The 18,477-nt window shown below is 66.7% G+C and carries 18 protein-coding genes; 7 read left to right on the top strand and 11 right to left on the bottom strand.

Annotated features, from left to right (window positions below; translation table 11 throughout):
* Positions 1-9 precede the first annotated feature (9 nt).
* Positions 10-1,200 (bottom strand): serine hydrolase domain-containing protein, encoded by a 1,191-nt coding sequence (locus tag GV792_RS20960; protein ID WP_175583078.1) that lies wholly within the window; start codon positions 1,198-1,200, stop codon positions 10-12.
* A gap of 250 nt (positions 1,201-1,450) precedes the next feature.
* Between GV792_RS20960 and GV792_RS20955 the strand changes: the two genes are divergently transcribed.
* Positions 1,451-1,882 carry an SRPBCC family protein gene (locus tag GV792_RS20955; RefSeq protein WP_218580051.1) on the top strand — a complete coding sequence of 144 codons (432 nt, stop codon included), beginning with the start codon at positions 1,451-1,453 and terminating at the stop codon, positions 1,880-1,882.
* Between the two features lie 177 nt (positions 1,883-2,059).
* Here GV792_RS20955 and GV792_RS20950 read toward each other — a convergent pair whose 3' ends face one another.
* The 5 genes from GV792_RS20950 to GV792_RS20930 all read right to left on the bottom strand — a co-directional run bounded on the left by GV792_RS20950 (position 2,060) and on the right by GV792_RS20930 (position 7,307).
* A complete protein-coding gene (locus GV792_RS20950) occupies positions 2,060-3,220 on the bottom strand; it encodes an acyl-CoA dehydrogenase family protein (RefSeq protein ID WP_163825985.1) in 1,161 nt (386 codons plus the stop codon).
* A 159-nt stretch (positions 3,221-3,379) separates the two neighbouring features.
* On the bottom strand, positions 3,380-4,063 hold the full coding sequence (locus GV792_RS20945; protein ID WP_163825984.1) for a TetR/AcrR family transcriptional regulator: 684 nt from the start codon (positions 4,061-4,063) through the stop codon (positions 3,380-3,382).
* 42 nt (positions 4,064-4,105) lie between these two features.
* Positions 4,106-5,323, bottom strand: coding sequence for a hypothetical protein (locus GV792_RS20940; protein WP_163825983.1), 1,218 nt, complete (start codon positions 5,321-5,323; stop codon positions 4,106-4,108).
* A 261-nt stretch (positions 5,324-5,584) separates the two neighbouring features.
* Positions 5,585-6,094: a 5-(carboxyamino)imidazole ribonucleotide mutase gene (gene purE / locus GV792_RS20935; protein ID WP_163825982.1), complete on the bottom strand. Its 510-nt coding sequence runs from the start codon at positions 6,092-6,094 to the stop codon at positions 5,585-5,587.
* Positions 6,087-7,307, bottom strand: a complete 1,221-nt coding sequence (locus tag GV792_RS20930) for a 5-(carboxyamino)imidazole ribonucleotide synthase (RefSeq protein WP_256668283.1) — start codon at positions 7,305-7,307, stop codon at positions 6,087-6,089. The genes purE and GV792_RS20930 overlap by 8 nt, the downstream gene beginning before the upstream one ends.
* A gap of 39 nt (positions 7,308-7,346) precedes the next feature.
* On the opposite strand from GV792_RS20930, the gene GV792_RS20925 reads away from it, so the two are divergent.
* Positions 7,347-7,892, top strand: a complete 546-nt coding sequence (locus tag GV792_RS20925; RefSeq protein WP_163825981.1) for a GtrA family protein — start codon at positions 7,347-7,349, stop codon at positions 7,890-7,892.
* Positions 7,893-7,907: 15 nt separating this feature from the next.
* On the opposite strand, the gene GV792_RS20920 is transcribed toward GV792_RS20925, so the two are convergent.
* The 4 genes from GV792_RS20920 to GV792_RS20905 all read right to left on the bottom strand — a co-directional run bounded on the left by GV792_RS20920 (position 7,908) and on the right by GV792_RS20905 (position 11,502).
* Positions 7,908-9,218: an ATP-binding protein gene (locus GV792_RS20920; RefSeq protein WP_163825980.1), complete on the bottom strand. Its 1,311-nt coding sequence runs from the start codon at positions 9,216-9,218 to the stop codon at positions 7,908-7,910.
* A gap of 1 nt (position 9,219) precedes the next feature.
* Positions 9,220-9,897: a response regulator transcription factor gene (locus tag GV792_RS20915; RefSeq protein WP_036533618.1), complete on the bottom strand. Its 678-nt coding sequence runs from the start codon at positions 9,895-9,897 to the stop codon at positions 9,220-9,222.
* Positions 9,898-9,937: 40 nt separating this feature from the next.
* On the bottom strand, positions 9,938-10,468 hold the full coding sequence (locus GV792_RS20910; RefSeq protein WP_163825979.1) for a PH domain-containing protein: 531 nt from the start codon (positions 10,466-10,468) through the stop codon (positions 9,938-9,940).
* A gap of 236 nt (positions 10,469-10,704) precedes the next feature.
* Positions 10,705-11,502, bottom strand: coding sequence for a biotin--[acetyl-CoA-carboxylase] ligase (locus tag GV792_RS20905; RefSeq protein WP_309138577.1), 798 nt, complete (start codon positions 11,500-11,502; stop codon positions 10,705-10,707).
* 403 nt (positions 11,503-11,905) lie between these two features.
* Here GV792_RS20905 and GV792_RS20900 point away from each other — a divergent pair, with 403 nt between their 5' ends.
* The 3 genes from GV792_RS20900 (at position 11,906) to GV792_RS20890 (ending at position 14,673) form a co-directional block, all read left to right on the top strand.
* Complete coding sequence (locus GV792_RS20900; protein WP_163825978.1) at positions 11,906-13,546, top strand: acyl-CoA carboxylase subunit beta; 1,641 nt, start codon at positions 11,906-11,908, stop codon at positions 13,544-13,546.
* Positions 13,547-13,674: 128 nt separating this feature from the next.
* Positions 13,675-14,007, top strand: coding sequence for an acyl-CoA carboxylase subunit epsilon (locus tag GV792_RS20895; RefSeq protein ID WP_163825977.1), 333 nt, complete (start codon positions 13,675-13,677; stop codon positions 14,005-14,007).
* 27 nt (positions 14,008-14,034) lie between these two features.
* Positions 14,035-14,673, top strand: coding sequence for a nucleoside triphosphate pyrophosphatase (locus GV792_RS20890; RefSeq protein WP_163825976.1), 639 nt, complete (start codon positions 14,035-14,037; stop codon positions 14,671-14,673).
* Here GV792_RS20890 and GV792_RS20885 read toward each other — a convergent pair.
* Complete coding sequence (locus GV792_RS20885; RefSeq protein ID WP_163825975.1) at positions 14,596-15,351, bottom strand: helix-turn-helix transcriptional regulator; 756 nt, start codon at positions 15,349-15,351, stop codon at positions 14,596-14,598. The genes GV792_RS20890 and GV792_RS20885 overlap by 78 nt on opposite strands.
* A gap of 167 nt (positions 15,352-15,518) precedes the next feature.
* Here GV792_RS20885 and GV792_RS20880 point away from each other — a divergent pair, with 167 nt between their 5' ends.
* Together GV792_RS20880 and GV792_RS20875 are read left to right on the top strand one after the other, a co-directional pair.
* Positions 15,519-16,424, top strand: coding sequence for a sulfurtransferase (locus GV792_RS20880; RefSeq protein WP_163825974.1), 906 nt, complete (start codon positions 15,519-15,521; stop codon positions 16,422-16,424).
* A gap of 151 nt (positions 16,425-16,575) precedes the next feature.
* A complete protein-coding gene (locus GV792_RS20875; RefSeq protein ID WP_163825973.1) occupies positions 16,576-18,378 on the top strand; it encodes an acetyl/propionyl/methylcrotonyl-CoA carboxylase subunit alpha in 1,803 nt (600 codons plus the stop codon).
* Positions 18,379-18,477: the final 99 nt, after the last annotated feature.

Here is an 18,477-nt window from a genome sequence, read left to right as displayed (position 1 = left end):
CGCGAGCATTCAGCCTGTCCGGGCGATGGTGCGGAAGACCTCGAAGGTTTCGATCTCGTCCTGAGAGGTGCCGTAGTCGCTGAGCTTCACGATGACGGTGCCGCTTGGCGGGTCGACATAGATGTACTGACCGTAGACACCGATCGCGGACAGGTCCGCGCCGTCACCGCCGTCGGGATGCCACCACTGCGCCGCATAGCCCTCGTCGGAGATCCGGTGCGGTGACGGCGTGCTGATGCGCTCGATCCAGGCCGGCGGAATGATCTGGTTGTCCCCGACGCGTCCGCCGTCGGCCACCAGCTGCCCGATCCTGGCGAAATCGCGAGCCGTGGCATTGAGGCAGCAGAACGCCTTCTCCTGACCACCGCTGCGATCGAGATTCCACAGCGCGTCGTGCTCGGCGCCGATCGGCGCCCAGATATCGCGGGCCAGCAGCTCACCCAGTGGTGTACCGGTGACCCGCGCCAACGCCATACCGAGCAACTGGGTATCGACGCTGCGATAGTCGCCGGTGCTGCCGGGCGGGAAGATCAGCGTGCGGTGCTGGTAGACGAATTCGGAGAGGTCGGTGGTGAGGTACATGCGGGCGGTGCCGGTGAACGGCGCCCATTTGTTGTAGTTCTCCGACACATCGACACCGGAGCTCATATCGAGCAGATCGCCGATGGTGACCTTGTCGTAGTCGCCGCCGGTGGCGAGTTCGGGCAGCAGATCGACGAGCCGGTCGTCCTCACGCATCTGCCCCGCGTCGATGGCGCGGCCGATCAGCAACGACACCACCGATTTCGCGACCGACCAGGACGACTGCTTCGTAGTCGCATCGACGCCGTCGCGGTACCACTCGTGGACCACCGCACCGTCCCGCAGCACCACGAACGAATTCGTCTTGGTCGTGTCCAGGAACTCGGCCAGGGTGATCTGTGAGCCCTTCCAGGGCACGGTCTCCGGCATCGGCAGGTCCGCTGTCGGCAGCGGCCGCGGATTCGGCGACGCGGGCACGGTCCGCGACGCGAACAGCTCACCCTGCGTGGACGGCGGATCGAACATCAGCTGGACCAGCGTCGGCGGCGACGGCAGCGACATGATCGCGGTAGCCCCGAACGCGGCGGCGATCAGGACCACCACCGTTGCCACGAGTCCGATGGCGGTGCGAAGCAAATACTTACGTCTGCGTGACGGCTGCGATACCGACGCGTTCATGAACGGTCCTCGCTCTCCAGTTCTTCGGCGAGACCGGTGTTCACTGCGGCCAAGAGCGCCTCGATCATCGTATCCAGGACGCGCATTGCGAGCTCGTCGGCGTGTACCCGATCGACCGGCAGGGCTCATCGAACCTATTGGAATATATGCTCTATATTGTTATAGAGCAATCCTTCCAATTGGAGCCCTCATGGCAATACTCAATATCCACAGTCGAGCGCTAGCCGCACCGTCATCGCAGGTCGGGGCCTTGATCGATAGTCTGGCCGGCGACGCCGATCGCCTGTGGCCGACCCATGACTGGCCGCCTATGCGGTTCGATCGACACCTCGCGGTCGGTGCGATAGGCGGGCACGGCCCGGTCCGCTACGTCATCGAGGGCTACCAGCCCGGCCACTGGATCCGATTCCGTTTCACCGGTCCGCGCGGCTTCGACGGGTTTCACGAATTCACCGTCCACGACGAGGGAGATACGGCGACCCTGCGCCACCTGCTGGCAATGCATGCCCGCGGTCCGGCCCGCCTCACGTGGCCACTCGTATACCGGCGACTACACGACGCACTCCTGGAGGACAGCCTCGACCGCGCCGAACAAGAGCTGACCGGGAGACCTCCCGAGCAACCGGCCCAGCACGACCGCTACGTCCGACTGCTGCGCGGGTTCGCACGCCGATTCACGTAGCCGAGCCTCGGACATCCGCATGCGCTTCGGCCCCAGTTTCCCCTGCCTCACACGCACATCCAGCACCTCCGGCTACGAACACGCACGGAGAACGGTCGACGAGGTGCCCGGCAGACTGAGAGCGCTGACGGTAGGCCTTGGCGAAACAAGCGCCGGAACACCTCGCGATCGGACGACCTACCCCTTGAGCAGGGCGCGGCTCATCACCAGCCGCTGGATCTGGTTGGTGCCTTCGTAGATCTGGGTGATCTTCGCGTCACGCATCATGCGCTCGACCGGGAAGTCGGTCGTGTAGCCGGCGCCGCCGAAGAGCTGGACGGCGTTGGTGGTGACCTCCATGGCCACATCGGAGGCGAAGCACTTGGCGGCGGCGGAGATGAAACCGAGGTTCTGCTCGCCACGCTCGGCGCGGGCGGCCGAGGTGTAGACCATCAGGCGGGCCGCTTCGACCTTCATCGCCATATCGGCCAGCATGAACTGGGTGTTCTGGAAGTCGGCGATGGCCTTACCGAACTGCTTGCGGTCCTTGGTGTAGGCGATGGCCGCGTCCAGCGCACCCTGGGCCAGGCCGACGGCCTGCGCGCCAATGGTGGGACGGGTGTGGTCGAGGGTCTGGAGGGCGGTCTTGAAACCGGTGCCCGGCGCGCCGATCATCCGGTCGCCGGCGACCCGGCAGTTCTCGAAGTAGAGCTCAGCGGTGGGCGAGCCCTTGATGCCGAGCTTGTGCTCGAGCGGGCCGACAACGAAGCCCTCGTCGTCCTTGTGCACCATGAACGCCGAGATGCCGTTGGCGCCCTTCTCGGCGTCGGTCACCGCCATCACGGTGTACCAGGAAGACTTGCCGCCGTTGGTGATCCAACACTTGGAGCCGTTGATGACCCAGTCGTCGCCGTCCTGCTTGGCGCGGGTGCGCATGCCCGCGGCGTCGGAGCCGGCTTCACGCTCGGACAGCGCGTAGGAGGCCATCTCGCCGTTGACGATGTCGGGCAGCACCTTCTGCTTGAGCTCCTCGGAGCCGTTGAGGATCAGGCCCATGGTGCCCAGCTTGTTGACCGCCGGGATCAGCGAGGAGGAACCGCAAACGCGGGCGACCTCTTCGATGACGATGCAGGTGGCGACCGAGTCCGCACCCTGGCCACCGTAGGCCTCCGGCACGTGCACGGCATTGAAGCCTGCCGCGTTGAGGGCGGTCAGCGCCTCCTCCGGGAAACGAGCGTTGCCGTCGACATCCTTGGCGTAGGGCGCGATCTCCTTCTCGGCCAGGCCACGGATGGCCGCACGCAGCTCATCGTGGAAGTCCTCGAGCTTGAACAGGTCGAAATCGGGGTTTCCCGCCATCGGGCACGCTCCTGATCGTGTGTGAAAAGCTGCGGTCCTTTCCGGACACACAGTTGGTCCGGCACTCAGTGCCACGTCGTTGCCGAGTATACGCGCCCATCTCGCATCACTTGCGAGAACCATTTGGCACTCAGTGTCAGATCTCCGATGTGTCGCCGGTCACAGGCTACCGAGACGGCGCTGAAGCAGATCGGCGACCCGGCGCGGGGGCAGATCGCGCGGGAACACCGCGAGCACCAGCTCATCGGAGCCGGTCCGAGCCGCACCGCGCGGTATAGCGGCCAGCTCGACCCGAAGGTCGGCCGCACCCGCATCGGATTCGCCACGCACCATGCGCCGCAACAGATAGTTGTGAGTCGCGGTCACTGCCGCGGTGAATTGCACCCTGGCCAGATCCGAAGTATTCGGCAGCCGCTGGCGCAAGAAATCGGTGAACAGCCGCTCGTACCGGAATACCGTCACGATCTCGCGTTCGCGCAACGCGGGCGCTCGCCGCACCACCCGATAGCGCCGCGCAGCGATGTCGCGCCACTGGGTGAACCGCTCGAACACCTGCACCACCGCCGAGCACACCGCATCCCACGGATCCTCCTCGGACTCGGCCAGATACTCCCCCGCCGCCGCCAGCTGCGCCTCGTGATCGGCGAAGATGACGTCCTCTTTCGACCGGAACTGCCGGAAGAACGTGCGCCGCGAAATCCCGGCCGCCTCCGCGATCTCGTCCACCGACGTCGCCTCATACCCCTGTTCGGCGAACAGGCGCAATGCCACATCCACCACAGCGAGCCGGAAGCGGACGGTGTCATCGCCGGTCTTGTCCCGCGCGGTCTCGTCGGTTGCCATCATTTCACCGTAGTCAGCGGCGGTACGGCCGAGCGCCGATCCTCACTCCAGCATCACGTCCGCACCGCTGAACAGCAGGTCAGCCGGTCGGGTGACGGCAGGTCGACGGGAGAGCGCGGCAGCGGGGACGAACTCGTACAGCTCCCGCAGGAACACCTCGACCGCGAGTGTGGCCAGTTGCCTGCCCGGGCAGATATGTCGGCCGAACCCGAAGGTCAGCGGCCGTTTGCCGGTGCCGCGCAGGCTCAAGCATTCCGAGAACGCCGCCGGATCCCGGTTGGCGGCGGCGAACATCACCAGCACCGGGCCGGGTGCGAGCTCGGTGCCGCTCGCGAGCGTGACCGGCTCTGTCGCCAGACGTTTCCACGCCACCAATCCGGGATCGAGTTGCAGTACCTTCGCCGCGACCTGTCCTGCGGCACGCTCATCGCCGAGCAGCTTCCACCACCGCCGGTCCGGATCACTCAGCAGCCGCTGGACGCCCTGCTGGATGCTGCCACTGATCGTGTGCACACCGGCGGCCAGCGAGTTCGCCAGGGCGGCTGTCGCCACCCGGCGTGGGATCCCGGCCTCGCGCAGCCGTGCGGCAAAACCGCCCGCGCCGTCGCGCACGACCCGGCCGCTCACGGTGAACAGCTGTCCGAGCGCCCCGACCGCATCGGCCAGTTCGCGTCCGCGCATAGTCCTGCCGAGCAACCCGGACTGCGCGCCGCTCCAGTCCGCGACCCGGTCCCAGTCGGTCGAGGGCAACCCGACGGCCGATCCGGTGATTCGCATGGCAAAGGCGATCGACAATGCCGTCACGTCCAGCCCATCTCGGACGGCGACCTGCTCGTCGAGTGCTTCCCGAAAGTGCGCGGCCATCTGCTCGGCTTCACGCGGTCTGTCGGTCGGTGCGATGGTGAAATGCCCCGCCGGTCCCGCCATCGTGTCCCACACCTGTTTATGCAAACGGTCATCGGCCAGGTTCGCGGTCGCCTTCGCCGGCAGCGGCACCAAATGACGCAGCATCTGCGGGATCGCCCGAGGCGTGGCCGCGATCCGCGGGTAGCCGACCAACGGATCGAGCGAGTTCGCGTTCGTCACACCCGGCGACGCGGACTCCAGCAGCTCGCGGACGTCGTCGTATTTCCACACCAGCGTCAGACCCGAGGAATGCCTGTGGGTGACCTCCGGCCATTCGTGCAGCCGTCGATACCGCTCATCCCGTTCGTCGAACGTCAACTCGTTGGCGGTCACCCGTTCGAACGGAAACTCCACCTCGCGCTCCCTGGTCCCGGCGACGATTCGGCACAGACCCTAACGCGCCAACGAAACGTTTCCCGCGACTGGCAATCGTGCCAAGTCAAGATTCGTGGCGCCACGCGCAGATTCGCGGGATCGTTCGCAACCGACTGCGTCGCCGAGAACCACAGCGGCATCAGCGCTTACGCTTTCGATCCAGTACGGCACCGCCGAGTTGCTGTCGCCCCGGTGCGCTGTCCGGCGTGCGCACTCGAGCAAACCTGATCCGATCGCCGATCAGCCGAGCAGCTTCTGACGCAGCGCCTCATCCTTGTCCAGCACCATCTGCTCCAGACCCGCCTGGAACTGCGCCATGCGCGCCAACAGCGCAGGGTCGTGCGCGCCGAGGATACGGGCGGCGAGCAGGCCCGCATTGCGGGCGCCGCCGATGGAGACGGTGGCCACCGGGACGCCCGCGGGCATCTGCACGATGGACAGCAGGGAGTCCATGCCGTCGAGGTATTTCAGCGGGACGGGGACGCCGATGACCGGGAGCGGGGTCGCGGAGGCAACCATGCCGGGCAGGTGCGCGGCGCCGCCGGCGCCGGCGATGATGACCTTGATACCGCGTCCGGCGGCGTCACGGGCGTAGTCGAGCATGCGCTGCGGGGTGCGGTGCGCGGAGACCACGCCGACCTCGAAGCGGATACCGAATTCGGCAAGCGCCTCGGCGGCGGCTTCCATCGTCGGCCAGTCGGAGTCGCTGCCCATGATCAGGCCGACCGCGGGGCCCTCGTGCTCACTCATGCGGATCCCATCCATCGGTCCATACGGCGTGCGACATCCAATGCGCCGCACGCTCGGCCTTCTCCCGCACCGCGGCGACATCCTCGCCAAGCACGTTCACATGCCCGATCTTGCGATCCGGGCGCTCCCCCTTGCCGTACAGGTGCACCTTCGCATCCGGCATCCGGGCGAACAGGTGATGCAGACGCTCGTCCATCGACATGGCAGGCGCCTCGGGCGCGCCGAGAATGTTCGCCATCACCGTCACCGGCGCCAGCGGACTGGTATCGCCGAGCGGATAATCGAGCACCGCACGCAGATGCTGTTCGAACTGACCGGTGCGGGCGCCGTCCATCCCCCAGTGCCCGGAGTTGTGCGGGCGCATCGCAAGCTCGTTGATCAGCAGGGTGCCGTCGTGGGTCTCGAACAGCTCCACCGCCATGGCTCCGACCACACCGAGTTCGTTGGCGAGCGCGAGCGCCATGGTCTCGGCCTCGGCGCCCACCTGCTCGGGCAGCTCCGGCGCGGGCGCGATGACCACCGCACACTGCCCCTTGCGCTGCACGGTCTCCACCACCGGCCAGGTCGCGGCCTGGCCGAAGGGCGAGCGCGCCACCATCGCCGACAGTTCCCGCTTCAGATCGACCCGCGCCTCGGCCAGCAACCGCACACCGTGGGCGAGCTGATCGGCGACGATCCGCTCGGCCTCCTCGGCGTCCTCGGGCATCCACACCCCGCGCCCGTCGTAACCGCCCCGCACCGCCTTGATGACGATGGGCCAACCCTGTTCAGCACCGAACTTCAGCGCGTCGGCGGGTTCGGAGACCGCCACGAAAGCGGGCACCGGCAGTCCCATGCTCGACAGCTTCGTCCGCATGGACAGCTTGTCCTGTGCATAGAGCAGCGCCGACGGCGGCGGCTGGACGTTAACGCCCTCGGCGACCAGCGTCTCGAGATGCTCGGTCGGCACGTGCTCATGATCGAAGGTCAGCGCGTGCGAGCCGACGGCTGCGGTACGCAGCGCGGCCAGGTCGGTGTGGCTACCGAGGACGACATCGGGGCTGACCTGCGCAGCAGGGTCGCCTGGCTGCTCGGCGAGCACCCGAAGGCGCTGGCCGAGTGCGATGGCGGCCTGGTGCGTCATGCGCGCCAGCTGGCCACCGCCGATCATGGTGACGGTCGGCATCGCCGAGGGATCGAAGGAACGTGCGCTCACGTCGGTCAATACTGTCATGTCCGCTGCGAATGACCGCTACCGGTACACTCGTGCCTTGTGTCATTCGTCGACGGCGTGGTCAACGTCCTTCCCAAGCCTGCGCAGGACATCGCGTACCGTCACCGCGAACTGATCAAGTTCGCGATCGTCGGCGCCACCACGTTCGTCATCGACAGCGGAATCTTCTACCTGCTGAAGTGGACGGTTCTCGAGCCCAAGCCGGTCACCGCGAAGATCATCTCCGGTGTGATCGCGGTGATCTGTTCCTACATCCTCAACCGCGAATGGTCGTTCAAGAACCGCGGTGGCCGGGAACGCCACCACGAGGCGGCATTGTTCTTCGCGGTCAGCGGCGTCGGCGTGGTGCTGAGTTTCGTGCCGCTGTGGATTTCCAGCTACGTCTTCCACCTGCGCCAGCCCGATGTCAGCTTCCTTGTCGAGAACATCGCCGACTTCGTCAGCGCGTTCATCATCGGCAACCTGCTACAGATGGCATTCCGCTTCTGGGCCATGCGCCGCTGGGTCTTCCCGGACGAGATGGAACAGATCATGGAGGAGTTCGAAGAGCTCGTCGAAGAAGAACGCCGGCTCGGCCACAGCTGACCTGCGAGCACTGCTCTACCGCGGCTCCCCAACCACTCCATTCGCCTGACGCGTCGTCGGCGGCGCTCCGAGGAACACCGCGAACAACGCGGGCCTGCGCCGCTGCAATTCCAGTCGCCCACCGTCGGCCTCGATCAGCGCACGCGCCAGCGCGAGCCCCACCCCGGTCGATCCCGCACCCGAGAAGCCGCGGTCGAAGATGTGCGGGGCCAGCTCGTCGCTGACACCGTCGCCCTCGTCGGCGATCTCCACACACACCAACGGCTCCCGGTCCCCGCCCGGCCGCACCGTACGCACCGACACCGTGCAGGTGCCGCCGCCGTGCATCAGCGCGTTGTCGATCAACACCGCCACCGCCTCCCGCAACCGGGAACCGGTAATGGGGGCGCGCAGTTGTCGGTCACCGGTCAGCTCGAGCGTGCGCCCGGCCTCGGTGAACGGATGAGTCCATTCGGTGACGATGCCGCGCAGTTCATCCATCACCGGGACCGGATCGCGTTCGGTGGCGTCCTCGTCGCGTGAGGCCCGCACCAGATCGTCGATCGCCTCGGTCAGCCGGTCGACCTGCGCCATCGCCTCCTCGGCCTCGTGCACCACATCCGGGTCACGGTGGGCGGACAGCTCGTCCAGCCGCAACCGCACCGCGGTCAACCTGCTGCGCAGCTGATGAGAGACATCGGCGACCAGCGCATGCTCACGTTGCAGGCGCCCGGCGATCTCGACCGTCGCCGAATCGAGCACATCGGACACCCGATCCAGCTCGGCGATGCCGTGCCTGCGCGGATCGGGCCGGAAATCGCCCATCGCCAGCCGGGCCGCGCGCGCCGCGACATCGCGCAACGGGTCGGCGACCCGGCGCGCGGTCACCACCGCCACCGCCACCGCCGCGCCGAGGGAGGCCAGCACGGCCAGCCCGACGACGGCAACGGCCTGACGCTGTCTGGCATGCATCGGCGCGGAGGGCACCTCGAGCCGCAACGATCCGGACGCACCCATGGACAGCGATTCCAGCAATGGGTCGCGGACCCGCTCGGCCCCGATATCGACCTGTGAGGCGTTGTCGTGCGGCGCCGGGTAGACGATGGTGAGCCGGCCGTCCTCGGGCACCAGCGGCCGCACCGTGCGCAGATCGAGCCCATCGTGGACCCGGCCGTCGTCGCGCTCCTGGGCGATGACCTCGACCGCGATCCGCTCGAGACGGCTCTGCAGATCGTTTCTGGTGATGTCTTCGACCCACAGCCACGCGGTGTAGGTGAGTGGAACACCGAGTGCCACCGTGGTGAGCATGAGCACGGTCAGCATCGACCGCAGAATCCGACGCCGCACGTCAGTCGGTATTCAGCCGGAAGCCGACACCGCGCACGGTGACGATGCGCCGCTCGGCCATCGGGCCCTCGTCGCCGATCTTGCGACGGAGCCAGGACATATGCATATCGAGCGTCTTGGAACCGCGCAGTTCGGCATCACCCCAGACCTCACGCAGGATCGTCTCGCGCGAGACCACCTGCCCGGCCCGGTCGATCAGCACCTTGAGCAGCTCGTACTCCTTGTTCGCCAGGCCGACCTCGACCCCGTTGACCAATACCCGACGGGCCGCGGGCTCCAGCCGGATACCGCCGACCTCGACGGTATCGTCACCGATTCCGCTGCGCCGCAGCAGGGCTCGCACCCGGGCCAACAGTTCGGCCAGACGGAACGGTTTCCCGACGTAGTCGTCGGCGCCCGCGTCGAGTCCCACGACGAAGTCCACCTCGTCGGTGCGGGCGGTCAGCATCAACACCGCCAGGTCGGCACCGCGCGCCCGCACCTGACGGCACACCTCTAGACCGTCCATACCCGGCAATCCGAGGTCGAGGATCAGCAGATCATGGTTGCCCTCGAGTGCGCGGCGCAGCACTGCGGGACCGAAGCGTTCGACGGTGACCGAATAGCCTTCCCTGCCCAGTGCCCGCGACAGCGGTGCGGCGATGGCCTCATCGTCCTCGGCCAGCAGTACAGCGGTCATAGAGCAAGATTACGGACCCGCGCGGCAACCGACGCGCAGCTCACCGATAGCCGTGCGAATCGTCGTGGTGGCCACGACGCTCGACCTCGAACACCTGGTGGTAGAGCAGGGCATGCACCTGCTGCACCGCCGGGATGTCGTCGTACTCGAGCGGTTCCTCCGACGACGATCCGATGATCAGGGTGCCGGTGCCGAGCAGCCGATCGAACAATCCGTGCCGGAACTGGACGCTGGAGATCCGGCTCATCGGGATATCGATGCCGGTATGGGTGATCACGCCCTGACGGACGAGCACCCGGCGCTGGGTGATGATGAAATGCGTCGACTTCCAGCTGATCAGCGGTACGACACAACGCCATATGATGATGAACAACCACAGCAGGAAGATCACCAGCAGCAGGATCGACCGGCCCGGCGACTCGGTGTTGCGCCAGGCGAGACCACCGGCGAAGCCGGCGAGCGCGGTGGCGACGATCAACGTCACAACCGGCCAGAACAGCATCTTCCAATGCGGATGACGATGCAGAATCAGCTCTTCGTCGGGCGCCAGGACGTCCTCCGGATAACCCATATGCCGAACCCTACCGCTCGAGATGCCGAAATGACCGACGCGCAACGTCGTTGTGCTGCACGAACGTCAGCCGACGCACGGTGGCGCACACCGTGATCGAGCCGCTCGACCCGGTTTCCCCCGCCTCACACCTCTTGCCCGCCCGACGGCGTATAGAACCCGGTAGATGGATCGGATACGTCTGCCCCCCAATCACACTGGAGGCGCGTGTGACCAAGACGGGTGTGAGGGGCCGGCTATTCCGGCCGCAGGTGGGTGACGTCGCCTGCCGAGACCGGCTGATCGCCGATGAGCAGCCGGCCCGCCGCGTCGACATCGGTCGCGATTCCGGTCAGCGCCCGCCCTCCTGGCAGGTCGGCGCGTACCCGGGCGCCGAGAGTCGCGCACCGTTCGCGATAGTCGGCGGCGAGCCCGTCCACCGCCCATCCCGCGCCCTGCCAGGCCGTGAGCCGGCGGGCGAACTCGGTCAGCATCGACCGCGCCAGTGCGGTGCGGTCGGTGGCCGCGGCACCCGACAGTGCCAGCGAGGTCGCGTTCGGTACCGGAAGCTCGTCCTCGGTGAGGCTCACGTTCACCCCGACGCCGACCACCACCGCGGGGTCCGCGCCGCTCGCCGCCACTTCCGCGAGGATGCCCGCGACCTTGCGGCCCTCGATCAGGACGTCATTGGGCCATTTGAGCATCGCGGGCACCGACGCGGTCGTCCGCAGCGCATCCACCACGGCGACACCTGTCAACAGGGGTAGCCAGCCGAGCGCATTCGGATCGATACCCCGCAGCCGCACCAGCACCGACAGGGAGATCTGCGCGCGCGGCGGACTCACCCAGACCCGGGCGTGCCTGCCGCGTCCGTGCTCCTGTGTTTCGGCCAGCAGCGCGATCCGGTCGACCTGCGGATCGGCGGCCCTGGCGATCAGATCCGCGTTGGTCGATCCGGTCGTCTCCACCACCTCGATTCCACGGTAGAACGACAACTCCGCGTTACCGGCGATGCTGCGCCGCAACTGCTCTGCATCCAACGGTGGCCTCTGCACCACCGCAGGCTACTCGTAGAAGACGGCTCTACCTCGCGAGGTCGAAATCGGCCGGACGCGCCGGCCCGCGGCAGCGCGCGCCGGCCCTCGATCTCGGCTTCCGAGGCTTCCTCGGTGAATCCGGATTCTGCGGTGGCCTCGCCTTGGGTGTACTTCGGCTCCGGCTCCGCGACCGGTTGGGTGAACGCTGCCACCGCGGCGTGTTCGGCCACGGTTCTACCCCATTCCCACATGCTCGATCTCCTCCCCTGAGCTCGAAAAACGAACGCTCACAGGGTATTGCGAAGCCCATCGGGAAAGAAACCGATTTTCTGTACCGACCCGCGCCCACCTGCGGTTTTCTACTGACTGGTAGACCGTCCTGGGTTAACAGCCGGTCCTGGTACTGGTTACACTCCGACCCATGACGAGTGTCCAGCAGCAGCCTTCGCCGGGTCCGGCGGGTGCCCCAGATATCCACACCACCGCCGGCAAGCTGGCTGACCTGCGGAATCGGCTCGAAGAGGCCCAGCACCCGATGGGTGAGGCCGCAGTCGACAAGGTCCACGCCAAGGGCAAGATGACCGCCCGCGAACGCATCATCGCCCTGCTCGACGAGGGCTCCTTCGTCGAGCTGGACGCCCTGGCACGGCACCGCAGCGTGAACTTCGGCCTGGAGAACAACCGTCCGCTCGGCGACGGCGTCGTCACCGGTTACGGCACCATCGACGGCCGCGACGTGTGCATCTTCAGCCAGGACGTCACCGTCTTCGGTGGCAGCCTCGGCGAGGTCTACGGCGAAAAGATCGTCAAGGTCATGGACCTGGCGATCAAGACCGGCCGTCCGCTGATCGGTATCAACGAGGGCGCGGGCGCCCGCATCCAGGAGGGCGTCGTCTCGCTCGGCCTCTACGGCGAGATCTTCCACCGCAACATCCAGGCTTCCGGCGTGATCCCGCAGATCTCGCTGATCATGGGCCCCGCCGCCGGTGGCCACGTGTACTCCCCCGCACTGACCGACTTCGTGGTGATGGTCGACCAGACCAGCCAGATGTTCGTCACCGGCCCCGACGTCATCAAGACGGTCACCGGTGAGGAAGTCACCATGGAGGAGCTGGGTGGCGCGCACACCCACATGACCAAGTCCGGTGTCGCGCACTACGTCGCCTCCGGTGAGCAGGACGCCCTCGACTACGTCAAGGATCTGCTGTCCTACCTGCCGAGCAACAACCGCGCCGAGGCACCGCGCTTCCCCGCCACCGATCCGATCGACGGCGCCATCGAGGACTCGCTCACCGAAGAAGACCTCGAGCTGGACACGCTGATCCCGGACTCGCCGAATCAGCCCTACGACATGCACGAGGTCATCCGTCGCCTGCTCGACGACGACGAGTTCCTCGAGGTGCAGGCCGAGCGCGCGATGAACATCATCGTCGGCTTCGGCCGGGTCGACGGCCGCAGCGTCGGCATCGTCGCGAACCAGCCGACCCAGTTCGCCGGCTGCCTCGATATCGATGCCTCGGAGAAGGCCGCGCGCTTCGTGCGTACCTGCGACGCGTTCAACATTCCGATCATCACGCTGGTCGACGTTCCCGGCTTCCTGCCCGGTACCGGACAGGAATACAACGGCATCATCCGGCGCGGCGCGAAGCTGCTCTACGCCTACGGTGAGGCCACTGTGGGCAAAATCACGATCATCACTCGCAAGGCCTACGGCGGCGCCTACGACGTCATGGGTTCCAAGCATATGGGTGCCGATGTGAACCTGGCGTGGCCCACCGCGCAGATCGCCGTCATGGGCGCCTCGGGGGCCGTCGGATTCGTCTATCGCAAGCAGTTGCAGGAGGCCGCCAAAGAGGGCGCCGACGTCGATGCGCTGCGGCTCGAGCTCCAGAACGAGTACGAGGACACGTTGGTGAACCCGTACGTCGCCGCCGAGCGCGGATACGTGGATGCGGTCATCCCGCCGTCGCACACTCGCGGTCAGATCGTCTCCGCGCTGCGACTGCTCGAACGCAAGATGGTGACCCTCCCGCCGAAGAAACACGGCAACATTCCGCTGTGAATCAGCGATACCCTCGTTGAGCCGCGCACACTGGTTGCATTGATGCAATGAGTGAATCCGACGATGATTGCGTCTCTTGACCGGACACCACCCCCGTCTGGTCAAGAAAAGAGAGAGGATCTGGCACCGTGACGATTGTGGCAGATGAAGATGTGTTGACCGCCGCCGAACTCGACCTCGCTGTCGACTCGCTTACCGATGACGCCGCGGTGGTCGGCGCCGACGTCGATGCTGCCCTGGCTGCGGTCGCAGGCGACAAGCCCTTCCTGATCATCGAGAAGGGTGCGCCCACCGATGAGGAGATCGCGGCGCTGGTGTGTGTGCTGACCGCGGCGGCGGGTAGCGGCTCGGCCGAGGGCCCGCAGGGACCGAATGATTTCTGGGGCAGGCCGACCATGATGCACCGCGGCACCTCGCCGTTCTCGCCGTACGCGTTCCCGCAGCTGTCGCATCTGCGCTGACCTACCGGTGCCGGGAGGGGATCCACCGTGACCGAACTGGTCCTTGCGTCAGCGTCCCCTGCCCGGCGCACGGTGTTGCGTTCGGCGGGTATCGACCCCATCGTCCGAATCTCGGACGTGGACGAAGACGCCGTGGCCGACGCACTGCCCGCCGATACCCCGCCGCAGGGTGTGGTCGTCGAATTGGCCAAGGCGAAGGCCGCTGTCGTCGCCGCGACGGTTCCCGAGTTCGCGGCCGACTGTGTGGTGGTCGGCTGCGATTCCATGCTGTTGATCGACGGCTTGCTTCAGGGCAAACCACACACGCCCGAGGTCGCACGGGCCCGCTGGAATGCCATGGCCGGGCGCAGTGCCGATCTCATCACTGGACATTGCGTTTTACGGCTGCTCGATGGGGCCGTGACGGCCGAGGCGGTGGACTGTAGTTCCACCACGATTCATTTCGCCAAGCCCGAACCCGAGGCGCTCGACGCCTATATCGCCACCGGTGAGCCGCTGCAGGTCGCGGGTGCGTTCACCCTCGACGGACTCGGCGGCTGGTTCGTCGACCGTATCGACGGTGATCCATCGAGCGTGATCGGGATCGGGCTACCACTTCTGCGCAGGCTGCTCGACGACGTCGGGGTCGGTGTCGCGGACCTGTGGCGTCAGCCGTCCGAGTACTGACGACGGCTCGGGGCGCGGGCCGTCGTCGTAGCGATCACGCCCGACAGCGAACAGGGCCAGCCGCAGCTCGCAGACCTCGGCCTCCACGAATGGATCGAGCGTGACCTCGACCCGCTCCCGTGCGCCGTTGCGGTCGAGCACTTCCTGAATCAACCCCTGATGCACACCACAGACCACCTCGGAGTGAGTGCGGGCAAGTTCGCGCAGCGGGCACGCGGTCAGCCGGATGGTGACCTTCTCGTCGGTGTCGCCCGCGGGATCGCGTTCGGGCGCGAACCCGAGTTCCGACATCAATGACATGGCCAGGTCTTTGGCATCGGCCAGCGTTTCGGCAGGTTGTTCCACCACATCGAGCCTGGCGCCCCACGCTCGCCCGGCCGCAACCGCGGCTTCGGCACGGCGGCGCGCATCGGGACCGAGCTGATCGGCGAGCACCTGGGCCAGTTCTTGATAACCGACCGTTCGCTGCACAGCGCGGTAGCCGATCCGGGGGCGTCCACGGCCTCGTGGGGGCTGCTGGAACTGGCGAACCAGGGACTCGCGAGTGAGCACATCGAGGTGGAAGCGGACGGTGGTGACGTGCTGTCCGGTGATCTTGGCCAGCTCCTGGGCGTCGAGGGGCTCGCTTGCGCCACGTAGGATCGCGAGCAGTCGCCGCCGCGGCCATGAATCGGACATAGCTCACCCCTCCTCCCGAGAGACTTTATCGGATGCTCGTGCGACTTATTCGCCCATTCAGCCGATTTGTGATCTGAAACGAGATTCATCTTCGGGTCACACATAGCATGCACTGTGCGACCCGAAACCGCCCTACCGCCGCCTACCTCGCGTGAAGGATCCTCGACGTGCCCGTTGCCCCGGACCCAACTTCCGCATTCGGTGCCTATTCACACCCACAACGACTAGTAACCACGGAGTGGCTGTCGGCAAACATCGGCGCTCCCGGGCTGAAGATCATCGAGTCGAACGAAGATATCCTGCTCTATGACATCGGGCACGTCCCCGGAGCCACCAAGATCGACTGGCGCGGTGACCTCAACGACCCCGTCACCCGCGACTACATCGATGGCGCCCGGTTCACCGAACTCATGCGCGCCAAGGGCATCGACCGCGACGACACCGTGGTCGTCTACGGCGATCGCGGCAACGCGCAGGCCGCGCACACCCTGTGGGTGCTCACGCTGTTCGGCCACGAGGACGTCCGGCTGCTCGACGGCGGCCGTGAGGCCTGGATCGGCGAGGAACGCGACACCACCTTCGAACCGCCCCGCATCGGACGCAGCGAGTACCCGACGGTGCGCCGCGACGACGACACCGACCGCGCGTTTCGTTCGGATGTGCTCGGCCACCTCGGCAAGCCGCTGGTCGATGTGCGGTCACCGGAGGAGTACAGCGGCGAGGCGTTGTCGGAACCCGATGATCTCGCCCTGCGCGGCGGCCATATCCCGACCGCGATGAACATCCCGTGGACCGAAGCGTTCAACTCCGACGGGCGCTTCCGCCCCCGCGCCGAGCTCGACGCGCTCTACCGCGACCTGGCCGCCGAAGACGCGCTGGTCGTGTACAGCAGGGTCGGCGAGCGCTCCAGTCACACCTGGTTCGTGCTGAAGTATCTGCTCGGCTTCGAATCGGTGCGTAATTACGACGGGTCGTGGACCGAATGGGGGAACTCGGTGCGCATGCCGATCGCCCGCGGATCCGAGCCGGGAACCGCGCCGGCTGGAGCCGGTCGACGTGCTCGCACCAGGTAGAACAGCCCCGCCTCGCGGCGGGTGTGATCCACGACCTACTCTTCGGTAGGACTATCCGAGTTCGGCGTCTATTGGCAGACTGCCTACACTCGCTCCAGACGAAAAGTTGTCGACCAGGGGCGACCACAGAGAAGATTGCACAGGAGGCTCAGTGCCCAGCCATGCCAGCGCGCAGATCACGAAGGTACTCGTAGCTAATCGAGGCGAGATCGCCGTGCGCGTGATCCGGGCGGCCAAGGATGCCGGTATCGGGAGCGTCGCGGTGTACGCCGAACCCGATGCCGATGCCCCGTTCGTCAAGCTCGCCGATGAGGCCTTCGCCCTCGGTGGACAGACGTCGGCAGAGTCGTACCTGGTGTTCGACAAGATCCTCGATGCCGCCGCCAAGTCCGGTGCGGACGCCATCCACCCCGGCTACGGATTCCTTTCCGAGAATGCCGACTTCGCCCAGGCAGTCCTCGACGCCGGGTTGATCTGGATCGGACCGTCGCCGCAGTCCATTCGGGACCTCGGTGACAAGGTCACCGCACGCCACATCGCCGAGCGCGCCAAGGCGCCGATGGCGGCGGGCACCAAGGACCCGGTCAAGAACGCCGACGAGGTCGTCGAGTTCGCGAAGAAGTACGGCGTCCCGGTGGCCATCAAGGCCGCCTTCGGTGGTGGTGGCCGCGGCATGAAGGTCGCCCACACCATCGAGGAGATCCCTGAGCTGTTCGAGTCGGCCACCCGCGAGGCGGTCGCCGCCTTCGGTCGTGGTGAATGCTTCGTCGAGCAGTACCTGGACAAGGCTCGCCACGTCGAGGCACAGGTTATCGCCGACAAGCACGGCAATGTCGTGGTCGCGGGTACCCGTGACTGCTCGCTGCAGCGCCGGTTCCAGAAGCTGGTCGAGGAGGCGCCCGCGCCGTTCCTCACCGACGATCAGCGGGCGCGGATCCACGCCTCGGCCAAGGCCATCTGCAAGGAAGCCCACTACTACGGCGCGGGCACAGTGGAGTACCTGGTGCAGGGCGACACCGTGTCGTTCCTCGAGGTCAACACCCGCCTGCAGGTCGAGCACCCGGTCACCGAGGAGACCGCTGGCATCGATCTCGTGCGCCAACAGTTCCGCATCGCCAACGGCGAAGAGCTGTCGATCAAGGAAGACCCGACCCCGCGCGGACACTCGTTCGAGTTCCGGATCAACGGCGAGGACGCCGGTCGCGGCTTCCTGCCCGCCCCCGGCCCGGTCACCGTGTACTCCGAGCCCACCGGCCCGGGTGTGCGCGTGGACTCCGGTGTGGTGCAGGGCAGCGTGATCGGCGGTCAGTTCGACTCGATGCTTGCCAAGCTGATCGTCACCGGCGCGAACCGCACCGAGGCGCTGGAGCGGGCACGGCGCGCGCTGGCCGAGTTCCACGTCGAGGGCCTGGCCACCGTCATCCCGTTCCACCGCGCGATCGTCGAAGATCCGGCGTTCATCGGTGACGGTGAGAAGTTCGACGTCTACACCAAGTGGATCGAAACCGAGTGGAAGAACACCGTCGAGCCCTACACCGGCGGTGCTCCTCTCGACGAGGACGAGGAAGGCCCGCGGCAGAAGGTGGTCGTCGAGGTCGGTGGCCGTCGTGTCGAGGTCTCGCTCCCCGGAAACTTCACCGTCGGTGCGGGTGCGGCCGGTGCGGGCGGTAACGGCGCAGGCGTGATCCGCAAGAAGCCGAAGGCGCGCAAGCGTGGCGGCACGGGCGGCGGCGCGGCATCGGGTGACTCGGTCACCGCGCCGATGCAGGGCACCGTCGTCAAGGTCGCGGTCGAGGAAGGCCAGACCGTCGAGGCGGGCGACCTGATCGTCGTGCTCGAGGCCATGAAGATGGAGAACCCGGTCAACGCGCACAAGGCCGGTGTTGTCACCGGGCTGGCCGTGGAAGCCGGCGCCGCCATCACCCAGGGCACCGTGTTGGCCGAGATCAAGTAAGACTCAGGGACCCGAGAACACCGGGCCGCGAGCGGGCGACGTCGAAGCCCCGTTCGCGGCCCGTCTCTGTAATAACCACACCACCGAATCTGAGCAGCA

It is taken from the genome of Nocardia cyriacigeorgica (genome assembly GCF_010868145.1).
Taxonomy (GTDB): Bacteria; Actinomycetota; Actinomycetes; order Mycobacteriales; family Mycobacteriaceae; genus Nocardia; species Nocardia cyriacigeorgica_D.
The sequence above is the reverse complement of the archived record's forward strand: the minus strand, read 5'-3'. Positions and strand labels throughout refer to the sequence as shown.

Excerpts from the sequence above, each read along its gene's own strand:
- GV792_RS20945 (WP_163825984.1), bottom strand. The coding sequence starts at position 4,063 with ATGGCAACCGACGAGACCGCGCGGGACAAGACCGGCGATGACACCGTC.
- GV792_RS20910 (WP_163825979.1), bottom strand. The coding sequence starts at position 10,468 with ATGGGTTATCCGGAGGACGTCCTGGCGCCCGACGAAGAGCTGATTCTG.
- GV792_RS20950 (WP_163825985.1), bottom strand. The coding sequence starts at position 3,220 with ATGGCGGGAAACCCCGATTTCGACCTGTTCAAGCTCGAGGACTTCCAC.
- GV792_RS20930 (WP_256668283.1), bottom strand. The coding sequence starts at position 7,307 with ATGACAGTATTGACCGACGTGAGCGCACGTTCCTTCGATCCCTCGGCG.
- GV792_RS20960 (WP_175583078.1), bottom strand. The coding sequence starts at position 1,200 with ATGAACGCGTCGGTATCGCAGCCGTCACGCAGACGTAAGTATTTGCTT.
- GV792_RS20915 (WP_036533618.1), bottom strand. The coding sequence starts at position 9,897 with ATGACCGCTGTACTGCTGGCCGAGGACGATGAGGCCATCGCCGCACCG.
- GV792_RS20885 (WP_163825975.1), bottom strand. The coding sequence starts at position 15,351 with ATGTCCGATTCATGGCCGCGGCGGCGACTGCTCGCGATCCTACGTGGC.
- purE (WP_163825982.1), bottom strand. The coding sequence starts at position 6,094 with ATGAGTGAGCACGAGGGCCCCGCGGTCGGCCTGATCATGGGCAGCGAC.
- GV792_RS20900 (WP_163825978.1), top strand. The coding sequence starts at position 11,906 with ATGACGAGTGTCCAGCAGCAGCCTTCGCCGGGTCCGGCGGGTGCCCCA.